This is a genomic window from Humibacter soli, assembly GCF_054779035.1.
The window spans coordinates 2353287-2370221 of sequence record NZ_BAAGYX010000001.1 but is presented as its reverse complement, the minus strand read 5'-3'; the positions used below and the strand labels follow the sequence as shown (position 1 = coordinate 2370221).

General features: G+C 66.3%; 13 protein-coding genes. 11 read left to right on the top strand and 2 right to left on the bottom strand.

Annotation, left to right across the window (positions count from 1 at the left end; all coding sequences use genetic code 11):
- Positions 1 to 30: 30 nt before the first annotated feature.
- From phnC to ACYVDN_RS10910, 7 genes are all read left to right on the top strand, one after another.
- Positions 31 to 930 (top strand): phosphonate ABC transporter ATP-binding protein, encoded by a 900-nt coding sequence (gene phnC, locus ACYVDN_RS10940; RefSeq protein WP_460571313.1) that lies wholly within the window; start codon positions 31 to 33, stop codon positions 928 to 930.
- The gene (locus ACYVDN_RS10935) at positions 927 to 2705 is read left to right on the top strand and encodes a PhnE/PtxC family ABC transporter permease (RefSeq protein ID WP_460571311.1); all 1779 of its coding nucleotides are present in this window, start codon (positions 927 to 929) and stop codon (positions 2703 to 2705) included. The genes phnC and ACYVDN_RS10935 overlap by 4 nt, the downstream gene beginning before the upstream one ends.
- Positions 2706 to 3038: 333 nt before the next feature.
- Positions 3039 to 5369 (top strand): chitobiase/beta-hexosaminidase C-terminal domain-containing protein, encoded by a 2331-nt coding sequence (locus ACYVDN_RS10930; protein WP_460571309.1) that lies wholly within the window; start codon positions 3039 to 3041, stop codon positions 5367 to 5369.
- 77 nt (positions 5370 to 5446) lie between these two features.
- Entirely contained in the window at positions 5447 to 6460 is a 1014-nt protein-coding gene (locus ACYVDN_RS10925; protein ID WP_460571307.1) for a LacI family DNA-binding transcriptional regulator, read from the top strand.
- A gap of 219 nt (positions 6461 to 6679) precedes the next feature.
- Positions 6680 to 7981: a S53 family peptidase gene (locus ACYVDN_RS10920; RefSeq protein ID WP_460571305.1), complete on the top strand. Its 1302-nt coding sequence runs from the start codon at positions 6680 to 6682 to the stop codon at positions 7979 to 7981.
- 199 nt (positions 7982 to 8180) lie between these two features.
- On the top strand, positions 8181 to 8855 hold the full coding sequence (locus tag ACYVDN_RS10915; RefSeq protein WP_460571303.1) for an HAD family hydrolase: 675 nt from the start codon (positions 8181 to 8183) through the stop codon (positions 8853 to 8855).
- Between the two features lie 94 nt (positions 8856 to 8949).
- Positions 8950 to 9312: a hypothetical protein gene (locus ACYVDN_RS10910; protein WP_460571301.1), complete on the top strand. Its 363-nt coding sequence runs from the start codon at positions 8950 to 8952 to the stop codon at positions 9310 to 9312.
- A 7-nt stretch (positions 9313 to 9319) separates the two neighbouring features.
- On the opposite strand, the gene ACYVDN_RS10905 is transcribed toward ACYVDN_RS10910, so the two are convergent.
- Both ACYVDN_RS10905 and ACYVDN_RS10900 read right to left on the bottom strand, forming a co-directional pair.
- The gene (locus ACYVDN_RS10905; RefSeq protein ID WP_460571299.1) at positions 9320 to 9703 is read right to left on the bottom strand and encodes a response regulator transcription factor; all 384 of its coding nucleotides are present in this window, start codon (positions 9701 to 9703) and stop codon (positions 9320 to 9322) included.
- Between the two features lie 202 nt (positions 9704 to 9905).
- A complete protein-coding gene (locus ACYVDN_RS10900) occupies positions 9906 to 10538 on the bottom strand; it encodes a ScbR family autoregulator-binding transcription factor (RefSeq protein WP_460571297.1) in 633 nt (210 codons plus the stop codon).
- A 139-nt stretch (positions 10539 to 10677) separates the two neighbouring features.
- Between ACYVDN_RS10900 and ACYVDN_RS10895 the strand changes: the two genes are divergently transcribed.
- The 4 genes from ACYVDN_RS10895 (at position 10678) to ACYVDN_RS10880 (ending at position 16931) form a co-directional block, all read left to right on the top strand.
- A complete protein-coding gene (locus ACYVDN_RS10895) occupies positions 10678 to 11478 on the top strand; it encodes a response regulator transcription factor (RefSeq protein WP_460571295.1) in 801 nt (266 codons plus the stop codon).
- 410 nt (positions 11479 to 11888) lie between these two features.
- On the top strand, positions 11889 to 13937 hold the full coding sequence (locus ACYVDN_RS10890; protein WP_460571293.1) for a sensor histidine kinase: 2049 nt from the start codon (positions 11889 to 11891) through the stop codon (positions 13935 to 13937).
- A 173-nt stretch (positions 13938 to 14110) separates the two neighbouring features.
- Positions 14111 to 14926, top strand: a complete 816-nt coding sequence (locus ACYVDN_RS10885; protein ID WP_460571291.1) for an AfsA-related hotdog domain-containing protein — start codon at positions 14111 to 14113, stop codon at positions 14924 to 14926.
- Positions 14927 to 15383: 457 nt separating this feature from the next.
- Complete coding sequence (locus ACYVDN_RS10880; RefSeq protein ID WP_460571289.1) at positions 15384 to 16931, top strand: serine hydrolase domain-containing protein; 1548 nt, start codon at positions 15384 to 15386, stop codon at positions 16929 to 16931.
- The last annotated feature ends 4 nt before the right edge of the window (positions 16932 to 16935 follow it).

Sequence of the window (16935 nt, the reverse complement as noted above, 5' to 3'; positions counted from 1 at the left end):
ACACGCACTGACGAGACCAGGTAGAAGCAGATGAGCGCCACGACGACCTCTCCTCGCACGACCGATTCAGACACAACGGCGAATCCGGTCATCACCCTCTCCGGAGTCACAAAGGACTTCGGCTCGACGATCGCCCTGAGCGACGTCGACCTGACGGTGAACAGAGGGGAGGTCGTCGTGCTGCTCGGCCTCTCCGGGTCGGGCAAGTCGACCCTCCTCCGTCACATCGACGGCCTCGAACGACCCACCTCGGGTGACGTTCGGGTGCTCGGCCAGCTCGTGCAGAAGCTGAGGCCGAAGCAGCTGCGACGCCTGCGCGGGCGCGTGGCGATGATCTTCCAGCAGTTCGAGCTCGTGCCGTCTTTGACGGTGCTCGAGAACGTCGCCACCGGCGCGCTCGGGCGGCTTCACGGTCCCCGGCTCGGGCTCGCGATGTACCCCAAGTCCCTCAAGAAGCAGGCGCTGCAGCACCTCGACCGCGTCGGCCTTCTCGAGAAGGCGTACCAGCGCGCCGACCAGCTCTCTGGCGGCCAGCAGCAGCGTGTGGCCATCGCCCGTGCGCTCATGCAAGACCCCGAGATCCTTCTCGCCGACGAGCCGGTCGCATCGCTCGACCCGGAGTCGTCGAGCCAGGTCATGCGGCTCATCCGCGAGATCGCAGCGGATGACGGCCTCACCGTGGTCTGCTCCCTTCACCAGGTCGACCTCGCGCTCGGCTGGGGCGACCGCATCGTGGGGCTCCGGCACGGGTCCGTCGTGCTGGACACCCCCGTTCTCGGCCTCTCCAAGGAGCAGGTCATGGAGATCTACGGCCGCGTCGCCACCACCACGACCGAGCTCACCGCCATCGACGCCGAGCTCGTCGCCGCTGACCTCGTGGATGTCTCGCGCGTGGCCGAGCCGGCCGCCATGAGCGGCAGCACCCGATGACCACGGTCGAGGCCGCGGCTCGCGCGACAGCGTCCGCTGCTCCTGCTTCCTCGGCGACCCCGCCGCGTCGCAAGGTCTCAACACAGCGCATCGCCGGCTGGATCGCCATCGCGCTCATGCTGGCGTTCGGTGTGTACTCGCTGAGCCAGCTCGGCCTCAACTTCGACTACTTCGCCACGGCAGCTCAGAAGGTGCAGACCTTCTTCGGCACGGCGAACAACACCATCAGCTTTCCGTCGCTCGGCGACCTCTTCTACCTGATCGGTCTCACCCTCGGTGTCGTCGTGCTCGGCACGCTCGTCGCGGCGCTCATCTCCGTCCCTGTCGCGTACATTGCGGCGGCGAACACGGCGCCGACGCCCTGGCTGCGGGCGGTGGGCCGCACCATCGGCGTCATCACCCGGGCCATCCCCGACGTCGTCATCGCGTTCTCGTTCGCGCTGATGTTCGCGCTCGGCAGCACCATCCCGGGTGTGATCGCCATCGGCCTGCACTCGATCGGCATGATCTCCAAGCTCTTCGCCGACGCCATCGAGCAGATCGACGAGGGACCTCGTCAGGCCATCCGCGCGGCCGGCGGGTCGAAGTCGCAGCAGTTCTGGGCCGGAGTGATCCCGCAGGTCATGCCGTCGTGGATCGCGACCACCCTGCACCGCTTCGACATCAACCTGCGCGGCTCCGCCATCCTCGGATACGCGGGCGTCGGCGGACTCGGCTACGCGATGTCGCTCTCGTTCAACCAGTTCAACTACGGCCGCGGGCTCGGCATCGCGCTCGTCATCTTCCTGATGTGCGTGCTGCTCGAGATCGTCTCCTCGACGATCCGTCGCAGTCTGCTGGGCGTGCAGCCGTCCGGCAAGGGCATCGGCGACCGCATCGTTCGTGCTGCGACGAAGAAGCGCGGTGCATCCACTGCCTCGACGGATGCCGGAGCCCCGCTCTCCTCCAGGCGCAAGGGCTCAGACGCCGGGCGCATCGCGCTCACCGTCGAGGCATCCATGCACCGGCCCTGGACGCGCAGCCGCATTCGCACCTGGGCGTGGATCGTCGTCACGATCGCGTTCATCGTGCTCTCGGCATGGTGGGCGCAGATCAACCCGAATCAGATCATGTGGAACCACGTGATCACCGGGCTGGAGGCCTTCTGGCCGCCGTCGCTCGGCACAGCAGGGCCGATGACGTTCGTCGACGGTCTCTTCGTGACGCTGCAGATCGCGTTCGCAGCGGCGACCATCTCGCTCGTGCTGTCCTTCGTGATCGGCTCGCTCGCCGCGAGGAACGTGGCACCGAACGGCATCGTGCGCAACACGTTCCGGGTCATCCTCACGATCCTTCGTGGCATCCCCGAGCTGATCGTTGCGCTGTTCCTCATCGTCATCGTCGGCCTCGGCGCCGTCCCGGCGCTGATCGCGCTCGCGATCGGCGGCATCGGCCTGCTCGGCAAGCTCATCGCCGACTCGTTCGAGGAAGTGCCGAACGGCCCGGAGACCGCGCTGAGCGCCGCAGGTGCCACCCGCGGTCAGCGCTTCCTCTCGGCGACGCTGCCGCAGGGCCTGCCGTCGCTCATCGGCAACTCGCTCTACCTCGTCGACACGAACATCCGTGCGGCCACGCTGCTCGGTGTGGTGGGCGCGGGCGGCATCGGCTACTACCTCGCTGTCGCGGCCGGACAGGTCGATCAGCACAACCAGGTGACGACGCTGGTGGGAATCCTGGTGGTCGTCGTGCTCATCATCGAGGGCATCGCGGCATGGCTTCGGAGGGTCTTCAAGTAGCAGTTGTGTGAACGTTCCAGCGCGACCCGGGCCTCGCGACCCGGGTCGCGCTGCGGCTCACTCGAACGCGCCCTCGGCTCGTTCAACCTCTTCTTTGGCCTTCTCCTCGTCGACGGAGATCTCCTTCTTGGTGGAAATGTCGTCATGCAGGGAGCCGACTCTTCCCTGCCGTGCAAAAATGCGCAAGCATTTGCACATCTCAGAGTGGAACATCGCCCAGGGTAAGTCAATCCCTCCCGGCCTGTCATTGACAGTGCCCGAGAGCGGATCTACTCTGGCCGAACCCCGCGATTTCGCGTGTCTTCCACCATTTTGAGAACGACGGAGTTCATTGTGAAGGTTCGATCGTTATCCATCGCGACCACGCTCGCCCTGCTCGGCGCGTTAGCCATACCCACCTCTGCGCAATCACTTGCGCGACATAACGACAACGGCGGTGGCGCCAAGTCCACAGTGGCCTCGGCCGCCCCGCCGACCGTCTGTCCGGCCGCAACGCCCAATCCGACGACGGACAACGTGACCGACTACCAGCTCGACTCGAACGTGGTCGGCGCCGGCCGTTGGTCGTACGAATCCATCGACGGCAACACGGTCGGGATGCTCCACAAGGGCGGCACCGGAGCTTTCGCCGCCGACGAGTGGGCGGCCGACACGGCCAAGCCCGAGCACGCCTGGTTCGTGAAGGCCGACGGCTCGATCGGCACCGACTACCGCGCGATCTCGGAGACGTACACGGTTCCGGACGTCGCGGACGGCAAGAACGTGCACATCACCGGCTCCTTCACCTCGCCGGGCGGACGGTTCCGCGTGCTGCTCTCGCACGACGGCGATCCGAACACCATCGGGAGCCCGAGCGCATTCACGCAGCTCTTCACCTACACCGGAGTGTCGACCACGTTCGACCTCAACGTCACGGCGGCGAAGGGTGACGACATCCTGTTCGTCGACGACGGCGTCACCACCTGGTGGGTGCCCGGCAAGCTGAAGGCGTCCGTGACGACCGAGGTCTCGACACCGCCCGCGCCGGTGACCTCGACTCCGGGCCAGGGCTCGATCGACTCCGGCGACGCCGTCAAGCTGTCGACGACGAGCGGCGGCGCCTGCATCGCCTACACGACGGACGGCACCGACCCCATGACCTCCGCAACGGCGAAGGCGTACGGCAAGCCCATCACGATCACGGCGGACACCGACATCAAGGCCGTCGCCATCGCAGCCAACGGCGCCCCCAGCGCCGTCGCCGATCTGCCCTTCGTGCTCAACGAGCCGTTCCGTGCTTTCGCAGGCGTGAACCAGGCGGGCACCACGGGTCTCGTCGACAACCTGCAGTGGTCGCGTCAGGACTTCGACTGGGGCACGGTCGAGCCGGCGAAAGGCCAGATCGACAAGGCGGCGCTCGCCGAGTACGTGCGGCAGTTCACCGAGGCCAAGGCGCACGGCGAGACCATCCTGCCGGTGCTCGACTACACGGCACCGTGGGCCGCGAACCGCACCGGCTACACCTACGACTTCCACGGCAAGACGTACGTGTACGGTCCCGTCACTGCTGAGCAGAACGGCAACTTCACACGCCAGCTCGTGACGAAGGATGCCGACGGCACGGTTCTCTCGACCGAGACGGTGCAGACCAGCATCGGCCGCACTCCGCCGCAGGATCCCGCCGACTGGGCGAACTTCGTGAAGATCGCCGTCGACGCTCTGAAGCCCATCGGCATCACCTACTTTCAGGTGTGGAACGAGGCGTACCCAGGCTCGGGCTTCTGGGAGGGCGGCATGGATCAGTACATGCAGGACATCCAGTTGCCTGCTGCGAAGGTCATCCACGCTGCGGGCGTCAAGCTCGTCTATGGCGGCTGGATCTGCGGCGCGCCGCTGAGCGAGTACATCGCGCTCCTCGACAAGTGGAACGCGTGGAAGACGGTCGACGTCTACGACATGCACTACATGCCGATCGGCACGATGCAGACCATCTACGCCGCCGCCAAGAAGCACGGCATCAAGAACCCGTCGGTCTGGCAGACCGAGCTCGGTTTCACCACCGAGGACAAGTTCTTTGCCGACGTCTACCCCCGAGCGTTCGAGTGGGCGCTCTCGAAGGGCGGCACGAACCTCAACCAGTTCAAGCTGCTCTACTTCGCGAGCTGGTCGCCGGATGACCCCGCTTCGTACGGCTACAACCGCACGGTCTACAGCGGCGACTCACTGAGCACCAAGGGCAAGACGCTCGTCACGCTGGCGAACCTGCTGCGGGGGAGCAAGGCGGAGGTCTACAACGACTTCACGACGTCGCCCGACCTGAAGCCGCAGCTCAACGAGGCGCTCTCGACGGCGAACGGCTTCCGGCTCGACGACAACCATGTCGTGCTCGCGATCGACCTCAAGCGTCAGAATCAGGCGGACATCTTCGAGGATCAGGAGACCGGTGACACGATCCACCTGAACTTCGGCGATCCGACCATCACGGTCACCCTGCGCGACGTGCACAACGTGAGGTCGTTGAACAGGGTCGACCTGTTCGGCAACACGACCCCGCTCACCTGGAAGAGCGTCGGCAAGAACGCGATCCAGGCGCAGGTGCCGATCATCGATGCTGACAAGACGGTGCACGACCTCAACCAGACAGAGAACGAGGACGTGTTCTACCTCTCGCTCCAGCAAGGCTGACGCCTTCGCCAGGCTGGCCCGCCCGCAAACCATGCAATCATTCACAGGCAGGAGGATCGATGGCGAAGCGGGCCAGCATGAGCGACGTCGCGAGGGCGGCCGGGGTCTCGCTGACCACGGCATCGCGTGCGCTCGGGGGAGTCGGCCGGGTTTCCCCGGAGACCCGCGCCAGGGTGATCGAGACAGCTGAGCGGCTCCAGTTCCAGCCGGACATGATCGCCCGCTCGTTCGTCACCGGCAGGAGCTTCATCGTCGGCGTGCTCGCCGAGGCCGCGCACGGACGCTTCAGCATGCCGCTCATCGTCGGAGCGACCGACTACCTCGGCCGAGAGAACATCGCGGCGGTGACGCTGGACGCGCACGGCACCCCACGAGTGCTCAACGACTACCTCAAGCGGCTCAGGTCGCGTCGCATCGACGGCGTGCTGGTGGTCGGCGACGACCCGAACAGGGCGAGCCTCGTGCTCTCCGAGGACTTCGGCGCCCCCGTCGTGTTCGCGTCGTCGTCGGCCACCCCGGAGACGGACTACGTCGTCGCGCCCGACAACAGGGGAGCGGGTCGCCTCGCCGCCGAGCACCTGATCGGACTCGGGCGTCGGCACATCGCCCACGTCACCGCTGCGGTGCACGAGCCGGCGGTGGATGCCCGGGCATCCGGATTCACCGAAGCGATGGCGACAGCCGGCATGCCGATCGCCATGGGTGCCCCGCTCTACGGCAGCTACCTTCAGAGATGGGGTACCGACGCCGCTGAGCGCATCATCGCCAGCGGAGAGCCGGTCGACGCGGTCTTCGCAGCGAACGACGAGATCGCGATCGGGCTCTTCGCCACATTCCACAGGCGCGGCATCCGGGTGCCCGACGACGTCGCGATCGTCGGGTACGACAACCGCCTGGCGGGGGTGCGACGCCCGGATGACCCGCTGACCACGTTCGACCCCGAGCTCGACCGCGTCGGCGAGCGGGCTGCGCAGCGACTGCTCGAGGCGATCGGCGGTAGCGGAGAGCCGGGGGTCGAGTTCGTCGAGCCGAGGTTCATCCCGGGGCGCTCCACGGTGGGCCCGACGCTCGAGCCGTACGACCTGCTGTAGCGGCAGCGGCTGGTCATCCCTCTCCACTCCCTTGCTGAAGATCGGAGATCTGCCCCGACACGTCGCCGCCGGAGCATCACGGCCCGCGTGTCGCCGCAAATCTCCGAAATCCGACAGGTGAGCACCGCGATCATCCGACCCCTATTCAGGGGGGCAGGACGAGCGTAGTGTTCCGCTGGGCCGTCGCGACGACGCGGCGGCGGGACAAGGAGCAAACCCATGAAGCGCAGAACGCTCGTCTCATTCACCATCGCCGTCTTAGGAGCCGCCACCCTTGCGGTCTCCGCCTCGGCTCCGGCATTGGCGGCCACGCCGAGCGCGGCCAGCCCTGACACCAGCGGCACCTACACGGTGCATCCGTTCGTCGAGAAATCGACGCTGTCGACGAGCGCGATCAAGCCCTCGCTGACACCCGCCGACTGCCTTGCGCAGACCGGCGGAGCCGTCGCGTGCCAGACCCCGGACAGCATCCGTGCCGCGTACAACATTCCGGCGACGGTGAATGGCGTGCCGGCGGGCACCGGGCAGACGGTCGTCATCGTCGACGCGTTCGGCAGCCCGACGGTGCAGTCCGACCTCACGACGTTCTCGCAGACCTTCGGCCTCCCGGCGCCGAACCTGACGGTCTACTACCCGGGCGGCAAGCCGACGTGGAACGGTCGCGGCACGCAGACCGGCTGGGCTCAGGAGACTTCCCTTGACGTGCAGTGGGCGCACGCGGTGGCACCCGGCGCGAAGATCGCGCTCGTCGTCGCGGCGAACGACCACGGCGCCACAATCGACAACGCGGTGAAGTACGCGGTGAACAACCACCTCGGCAACGTGCTGTCGATGAGCTACGGCGAAGCGGACAACCTCATCTCGTCGCCGAACGCGAACAACGGGCAGACGAAGCAGGCGCAGAAGTCGTTCGTCCAGGCGGCAGGCCAGGGGATGTCGCTCTTCGCGTCCTCCGGCGATGAAGGTTCCGACAACGGAGCCGGCTTCGCGAACTACGGGTTCCCGGCCTCCGACCCCAACGTCACGTCGGTGGGCGGAACCAACCTGTGGACGGGCAGCGGACTGAGCCTGCCGCAGGAGACGGTCTGGGGCGACTACGCGAACTGCCCGCTCACCTGTGCTTTCGGCGTTGTCGGTGAGACCGGCGGTGCGCAGAGCCTGTTCCTCGCGAAGGGCGGGTCGGATGTCTCGTACAACGCCAGCGTTTACACCGGAGTTCTCACGTACCTCGGGTTCATGGGCGGTGACGCCAACGGGTTCTACTACTTCGGCGGCACCTCGGCGGGATCACCGCAGTGGGCAGGAATCACCGCCGACGTCATCCAGGCCGTCGGTCACACGGTCGGCAACGTCAGTCAGTACGCGCAGGGTTGGGCATCCAAGGGCCTTCTCTTCGACGTGACGCAGGGCAGCAACTCGACCGCGACGTTCAGCGGCGGCTTCTCCGGCGCTGTCGGCTGGGACCGTCCGACCGGATGGGGCACGCCCGACGTGAACGGCATCATCGCCGCACTGAAGTGACGGCAGTCCTCTGATCTGACATCCGCCGGCGCGTGGCACGTCCATCGCGTCGGCGGATGTCTGTGTCCCGGGTGCACGCCCTGTAGGCACCCGAGGCGGGCACGACACCCCGCCGTGCTACGGTCGGAGACCGGTCTCGTCGCCGCGCCGCCGCCCGTGAAGAAAGGCGCCGCCCACGAGCCAGTGAGGAGCGAACACGATGTCCAGCCCCCGTGGCGTCGCCTTCTTCGACGTCGACGAGACGTTGGTCTCCGTGCGCACGCTCGAGTCGTTCCTGCTCTATTACCTGAAGCGCGTGCCCTCGATGGTCTCCCTCGAATACCTGGGGGAGCTACGACAGCGGGTCCTGGAGCTGAGCCGCGCAGAGTTCAACGCCCTCTACTTCCGCGTCTGGGCCGACCAGCCGCAGGCCGACGTGCTCGAAGCGGGTCGCAGCTGGTTCGCCGAGGCGTCCTCTCAACCCGGCTTCTACCGCCAGAACGTGCTCGCTCGCCTGCTGGAGCATCAGGATGACGGACACGACATCGTGCTCGTCTCCGGATCCTTCGAGGGTCCGCTTCGACCGCTCGCCGCGGCGCTCGGCGTCGACGGGCTCTACTGCACGGGCCTCGAGGTGCGGGACGGCATCTACACCGGCGAGATCAGCGCGGCGATGATCGACGACGACAAGCGCCACGCCGTCGAGGCCTACCTGTCGACTCGTGACCCGGAGACACCGAGCTGGGGATACGGCGACCACCCCAGCGACCTCCCGCTTCTCGAGCGCGTCGGCAACCCCGTCGTCGTCGGGTCGGATCCGGCACTCGTCGCACTGGCTGAGGCACGCGAATGGCCGATCATGCAGATAGACCAACCCTTGGCGCCGCGCGCCTGAATAGCGAGATGATGCCGCCTGAACCCCTGTCGCGGCGCACACGGTACGCGGTACCTTGATCATTACCCCGCAGTTTTCTATGCGAAGGATCCGCATGCCATCGATCTCAGCTGCCCTGTACGACCTGATCAACGAGCAGGAACTCTCGGTCGAGGATGCCCTCGATCGGCACTTCAGGCCGGAGTTCCGACAGAGCACCAACGGCGACTGGATCGACAGAGCCACCTTCGCCGAACAGATGACCGGGCTCCGGTCCTTCGTCGACCACGTCGAGATCGAGGTGGTGACCGAGCTGACGCAGGGCGGCACCTACGCAGAGCGCCACGTTCTCACGGCCACCCAGCGAGACGGTGGGACGGCGAGCCAAGAGGTCTTCCTCTTCGGCGACATCGCCGAGGATGGCCGGTTCGCGTCCCTCGAGGAACTCGTGCGGCCCCTGGCCAGTTCGCCGGCCTAGGTCGCGCTCACTGCTCGGAAAGATCGCGCAGCCTCGCCTGCACGTGGCGCTGTAGATCACGGGGCCGGAACGGCTTCACCATGTAGACGTCGGCGCCGGAGTCGAGGCTGTCGATCTCATCCCTCTCCGCGCCGCTGGCACTCAGCACCACGATGAGGGCGTCGCTGATCGACCGCACCTGCCGTGTGGTCTCGATGCCGCTCATACCGGGCATGCGGATGTCGACGGTGACGACGACGGGATCGCACTGCTGTACCGCCGCGATGCCGTCGCGACCGTTGGTGGCGGTGATGACCTCGAGACCTGCACGCTCGAGGACGACACGGATGAGAGAACGGATTCCGTCGTCGTCCTCGATGACGACAGCATTCCGATGCGTAGCCTGAGTCACCTCGGTCCTGATCCGTTCCCGCGTCGCTCTTCGGGTTGAGATTCCGACGGGAACGATAGCCGTCGATCGCGAAAGAGTCTAGGCGGCAGCATCCGCGGACTGTTCACGCGATGGGCTCCTTCTGCTCGACACAAGACTCGAACATCCAATCTAGACGCCCGTCTTATATGCCGAAACCCCCAGGAGTGGGGACGAGCATCGCTCAGTATGTGTCGGATTCGTTCCGGAGGCGCTTGACTCGCTCCGGGGCATCCTCGATGCCGAGGGCCGGAAGCATGATGAGCCAGAAGTGCGAGACGCGCTGATGGATGTCGCGCGCCTTCGTCAGCCGGTGTGCAACCTGCTGCAGCCCGGTGAACGCCTCGACCAGAACCTCGGCTGTCGAGTCGATGTCGATGCCGGCGGGAAGCCTCACGCTCGATGCATCGTCGGTGAGCTGCGCGCGAACGATCTCCATCCAGCCGACGAACGGCACGGGGAGGTCGACACCGTGCAGACCCGCGTCGTGCTGGAGACGGATGCCTGCACGGATGAGAACGTCGTCGCGGAACCGGCGAGATACGATGAAGGAGAGCATGACGACCGCGTCGATACCGGAGTATCCGGCGTCTCTGATGTTGGAGACCACCGCGTCCCACTGCTCGTGAGGGTGCGCTGCGATCTCTTGCGCCAGCGACGCCTTCGACGAGAAGTGATAGCTCATCGCGCCCTTGGTTCTGCCCAATCGCGCGCCGATATTGGAGAGGGACGCTCCCGCGTAGCCCATCTCATCGAACTCGGCGGCGGCAGCACGCACGATCTCATCCCGTCGTGCGACGGCCCGCGCCTGTGTCATCCTATAAAGCCTAGGGGTTCCCGACGCCGCAGAGAAGAGGGAACGCCTACGTGGCAATGCTCTCAGAGGAGCGTCGAGGGTATGACATGGCGCCCTGGGCGCGAGCTATCGAGGTAGTGCGATTGCTACGCTTCAAATCATGGGAGCGGTTGAGGGGGACTGTGTCGTTGTCATCGAGGATGACGACGGCATACGCGAGCTTGTCGGCACCGTGTTGGGGCAGCTCGGTCTGGAGGTGATCGCTGTCTCGAACGGGGTGGACGGCGTCAGTCAGGTGGAGCGACGGCAGCCGGTGCTCGTGACGGTGGATGTCAGCATGCCGGGCATCGACGGGTTCGAGACCGCCAAACGCATCCGTGCGATCAGCAGCGCCTACATCATGATGCTCACGGCCAGGGACGAGGAGATCGACGCCCTTCAGGGTCTCGGCGCAGGCGCCGACGACTACGTGCTGAAGCCGTTCCGCCCGCGTGAACTGCGGGCGCGCGCAGAAGCGATGCTTCGTCGGCCGCGCAACGTGGAGCGCCCGTCGTCTTCAGGGGCGTCCGCCGCTGGGGCGACCTCACCGGCCGGTGCCGACACCGCTGAGGCCCCGGTCTCGCTGCACACCGCCGCACTACGGCACAACGGCGTCGTTCTCGATCCCGACACACACATCGTCGAACGTGACGGGCACGAGCTCGACCTCACGCGCAGTGAGTTCGAGATCTTGCAGGCCCTGCTCCGGTCGGGTCGCACGGTACGCAGCAAGGATGACCTGGCGCGTCTCTTGCGTGGCGACGGTTACGTCACGAACCCCTACGTCGGCGATGCCGACCGACGCGGAGTCGAAGTGCATGTCGGCAATCTGCGCAAGAAACTCGCGGATAACGCGGCCTCTCCCTATCTGATCGAGACCGTCAGGGGCGTCGGATATCGCCTCGCCGCATCGCAGGACTAGGGGTCGTTCGGGTGTCGACCCCCGTTTACGGGGTATGTCAAGGGATTTCGGTTGTCTAATGTGTGGATAACTCCAGGTGGGGGCAGATACCCTGGAGTTCTCCGCACCGCTGTCTTATGACGTGCAGTGTGCCGAGAGACCACACATTCGGGTTGAGGTACGTCTCGGACTTTAGGGAGGGGGGCACCTTCATTCGGGTTGAAGGTGCCCCCATCAAAGGCCTTCGCGCTTCGGCCTCGCGGCCTTCGCTCTTGGGCGACATGAACAGTCTGCAGGCCGACTCGACGGATTGAGCGCGGGGAATGCTCAAGAGTGGCTCAGGACCGGTGGCCGCAATGGATGACAGCGGTGATGCTGCAGTGCCGCAGATGCCGCGATCATCTAGCGTTGCCGTGAGAAAGGAGCGTGCGATGTCGAGGTCTACCGCTTCCACCACCGCCCCAACACCGGATATCACCCGGGATCAGGAGAAGAACGGGGGCGCCGGCGCGAATCCGCGCAGCGTCCTGGTGCTCGCGACGAGCGCCACCGCAGCAGCAGCCGCGCAGTCGGCGCTCGACGACGCCGGCATCGGCCCCGAGGTCGCGAAGGTCGAGAACGAGCTCGAACCGCGCACCCGTCGCCCCGTGCTCGTCGTCGCCGAGTCCGCCGACGAGCTCGACGATGCGCTTGTCGTTGCGTCGGTCGATCGCGACTTCGTGTTGCTCGACGATGTGCGGCAGGCGCTGCCGGTGCGCGTGAGGCTCCTGATGGAACGCTCTCTCCGAAGGCGAGAACGACTTGAGAACGCCGAGGAGCTGCGCGGGCAGACGATGCGGCTCACGGGCGCAGTGCACAAGGCAGAGACCCGCGAGGAGCTCGCTGCCACCGTGACGGAGGGCATTCGCCGCATCTTCAAGGCGCACGCCGTCTCGCTGATCATCCCGGCCGACCCTGGCCGCGGCGAGGATTCGACTCTCGCCTGGACCACCAGCGGTCGTGGCTCATCTGCGCTGGCAGCGACGATGGAGTCGCTCGCAAGGTCGCACACGCGGCACGACGGGCGTTCATCCGTCGACTCGAGGCTCGACGATCTCATCGTCGACCTCAGGCGAGAGCACGACGCCTCGACGGTCGACTCGCTGTTCGACGCGGACGTGCAGCACATCATGCTGGTGCCGATCACCTTCGAAGACGCCGCCGCGGGCGCACTGCTGGTCGCGGACTCGGCAGGGGCGGCACGCCGTACCGCATTCGAGCGCGCACTCATCGCGTACCTCGGAGTGCAGGTGGGACGTGCGACCTCGGAGCTCTGGCTGTACGACCGCCAGCTGGCATCCGAGGAAGAGCTCCACCGCACGTCGGCGGAGTTGCGTGAGTTCGTGAGCCAGATGGATGACCTCGGCGTGGTCATCCGATCGATCGCCGACACCGTCAACGTTGGCGTCATCTTCTACGACAACGAGAACCACCCCAAGCTGCGCAACGGCATGGTCGAGCGGCTGCTCGCGCTCGCGGGCTTCGATCCGGAGACCGGTCTTAGCACGCACGTCTACGGGTCCGACCGGCGCACCAGGGTCAAACAGGGCAAGAACATCGTCTCCGAGACGCTCGAAGGCGATCAGCGCGGCCTCATCTACTGGATGGGCGATCCCGAGGGCGAGCAGCGTGCCGTCGTGACCGAAGCCCACACGATCGTCAAGCCGACCGGCGAGCAGCTGGGATCGGCGATCGTCACATATGACGTCACCGATCTGGCGAACGCCATCGAGATCAGGGAGGAATATCTCGCCACCGTCTCGCACGAGCTGCGCACGCCTCTGACCTCTATCGTCGGGTACCTCGACCTGATCGACGACGGCTTCGACGTGGAGGAGCTCGGCTTCGGCAAGGAGTTCCGGGTCATCCAGCGCAGTGCAGAGCAGATGCTCGCGCTGATCAGGGACCTGCTCAGCACCAGCACGCAAGAGCTCTCGCTGCATGTGGAGCCGGTGGATGTCTCTTCGCTGCTCAAGCTGTCGGTCTCCACTCTTCGGCCGGTCTTCGAGGCTGCGCACCAGACGTTGCGCCTCGAGGAGCCCGCGACCACGGTGCTCGCGCACCTCGACGCCGCCCGCATCAGGCAGGTGGTCGACAATCTCATCTCGAACGGCTCGAAGTACACGCCGGACGGCGGAGAGATCACGGTCGGGCTCGAACGCGACGACGACACCGTCGTGATCACGGTCGCCGACACCGGGCGAGGCATCAGCAAGGCCGACCAGGCGAGGTTGTTCGACCGATTCTTCAGGGCGCGGGATGCCAGAGAAGACGCGATCCAGGGCGTCGGCCTCGGGCTCACCATCGTGAAGACGATCGTCGAAGCCCACGACGGCACCATCTCCGTGCAGAGCGAACCCGGCCATGGTTCCACCTTCACCGTGCGACTTCCGATGCGCGCCGAGGGTTCGCCGCTGCCGACGCTGCCGATGGAGCCGTGACCCCTCAACAGGGCTTTTCATGCGATTTGTGCGTTTGTGCAACAGCGCCGACCGTTAGTGTGGAGTCACCCTCGCGAGGCCGTACCCGAAGCGGTCACAAGGTGCCCCGAACTGTGCCACGGTTTTCAGGCGCAGCCCCCGGAAGCGAGCAGAACAAGTTAAGGGTGCGTCACTTGCCTCTCATCGACAGTAGCGCCGCTCATCGTTCCACGCGCTCCGAGACCCTCGTCTGGGCGATCGAACGCGCGTCGGAGCACCTCTGGTACGCCGACGTCGAGATTCCGCGCAGTCACTGGCTGTGCCATCCGGTTCCCGATATCGTGCCCGTCACCCTGCTGGCCGAAGCCTTCCGCCAGGCGGGCCTCGCGATCTGCGTGGCCGGGCTCGGCATGGGGCAGTCGGTGCACTTCGTCGTGTCCAGGATGACCGTGAACGTCGAGGTCGAGGCGCTCCACTTCCCCCGCTTCGGCGCCCTCGCCGGACGGCTCGAAGTGACCTTCGCCGACATCGGTTACCGCAAGGGCGTGCCGCACGTGCTCGACGTCGACTACGTGCTGCCGGGCTTCGCGTCCGGCCATGTCGATGCGCGCATCCTGACCGACCACGACTACCAGGTGCTACGGCGCAACGCGGCGCCTCTTGACGAGGAGATCCAAGGCTCGGTCGAGAAGCTCGTGGATGTCATCGAGCGCGACGGCTCGCACCTCGTCGCACGCCTCGGCCTCAACGAGTCCGACCCGTTCTTCTTCGACCACCCCGTCGACCATCTGCCGGGAATGCTGATGCTGCACTCGGCCGCGCGGGTTCACGAAGACGAGTTCGGGGTCGCTCCCCGCTTCCTGACGATCGAGTTCCCTGCGTTCGGCGAGTTCCGCATGGAGACTGACCTCACCGCCGACCTCACCGAGCACGGCGCCGACATCACCTTCGGGCAGGGCGGCCGCGAGATCGCCAGGGCCGTCACCGACACCTGCATTCTGGGGCGGTAAAGGCCCGGGCGGTCAGCCGGCGGGCCCGCGAGGTGGAGAACCGACCGGTTAAAAGACTGTGGTGCCGGGCCCGTCCAGATCACGCTTTCAAAGCGAGTGACGGGCCCAGCACCGACCACGACCTCAGGACTTGCGTCCCTCGGACGAGGCGGTCCCATTCGGGTTAGGACCGCCTATTCGAGTTGGTCCCATTCGGGTTAGGACCGCCTCAGTTCGGGGTTGAGGTTTCCGCGTCTAACGCGGTAAAAGCCATGCTGCCAGGGCACTTGACAACGAGAACGCGGGAATTCCTCAAGATTTACTCAAGCCGATCGTGCGGCGTGAAAAGGGCCTCCGAATGGGGGTCGGAATCACCCTCCAACGAGGGTCGAACCTACCACGATCGCACGGTTCGGAGCACCATCGAGGCCACCGTGAGAGGCTCGGAGCAGACGACGAAGGCGACGAGAGGATGCCCGTGACGACCACGACCGAGAACACCAGCGACCTGCCAGCGACTCGCAGGTGGCGAACGAGCACGGCCGGGGCGCAGGGCGTCGATCCGGCGGGCATCCGCGCACTGATCGAGGATTACGACGCTGACGAGTCGCAGGATCCGCACGCGATCGTCGTGGTGCGTCACGGCGCGGTCATCGCGTCGGCGGGGTGGGCGCCGTACGCGGTGAGTCGACCGCAGCTGGTCTACTCGCTGAGCAAGAGCTTCACCAGCACGGCTGCAGGGTTCGCGGTCGCAGAGGGGCTTCTCGACCTCGACACTCCGGCGGTCGACTACTTTCCGGAGTACGCCGACAGCATCGCAGAGGCGAGCCGCGGCATCCTGGTTCGTCACCTCGCCTCGATGGCGACCGGTCACCTGAACGACATGATCACGTCGTTCGACGTCGACCCGCAGCATCCCATCAGGGCGTTCTTCGCGACTCCGCCGGAGCGCGAGCCCGGCTCGGTCTTCACATACAACCAGCTCGCGACCTACACGCTGGGTGCGATCATCCAGCGTCGTTCAGGACTGCGGCTGAGCGAGTACCTGCGCCCACGCCTGCTCGAGCCGCTCGGCATCGCGCCGCTCGGATGGCAGCAGCAGCCCGCCGAGGTCGAGCTCGGGTTCTCCGGGCTGTTCGCCCCGGCGGAGGCCGTTGCGAAGCTCGGTCAGCTCTACCTGGATCGCGGGGTATGGAACGGTGAGCGACTGCTCTCCGAGGAGTGGGTGCGCCAGGCGACCAGCTTTCAGGTGGACAACGCGACGCCAGGCGACCCAGACGTGGCGTCGTCGGACTGGGATCAGGGCTACGGGTTCCAGTTCTGGATGGCGCGCCACGGCTATCGCGGCGATGGAGCATTCGGCCAGTTCTGCATCGTTCTGCCTGAGCACGACGCGGTGGTCGCCATCACCTCACAGACGCTCGACATGCAGGATCAGCTGAACCGAGTCTGGAAGCACCTGCTGCCTGCGTTCCGCGATATGGCACTCGAGTCCCAGCCCGATGGTGCCGACGACGGAGGTGACCTGCACGGGATCGTGCGGCAGATCGGATTCCCGTCGTCGCTCGCCTCGCTTGACGGGCTCGACGAGGATGCTCAGGGTGAGTACGCCAGGGCGGCGGACGCCGAAGCCATCGCCGCGTTCGAGAGCCTGACGGTCGCGACCCTGGAGCGCGATGGCGAGCGCTGGAGGCTCACGCTGCGTGAGGACGGCACGGGAGCCCCAGAGGCCGCCGCATTCCGCGGCACGGCGGGCGGCCTCATCGGAGTCGGCGAATGGCTGACGACCGAGGGGAACGCCTCGGGCAGCCTCGGCGTGCCGGTTGCGCTGAGGGGCGGCATCCTGCCGGATGGCACTTTGCACGTGGACGTGGCGTTCATCGATACGCCGCACCGGCTGACCCTGCTGTTCGACGCGGCATCGCGCACTGTCGTGCCGCGCTGGCAGACCCGCCCACTGCGACTGCTCGGCATGCGGGAGTTGCGTGCCCTGCAGCCGGGGGAGCGTTTCGAGCTCGCCGGGTAGTGCG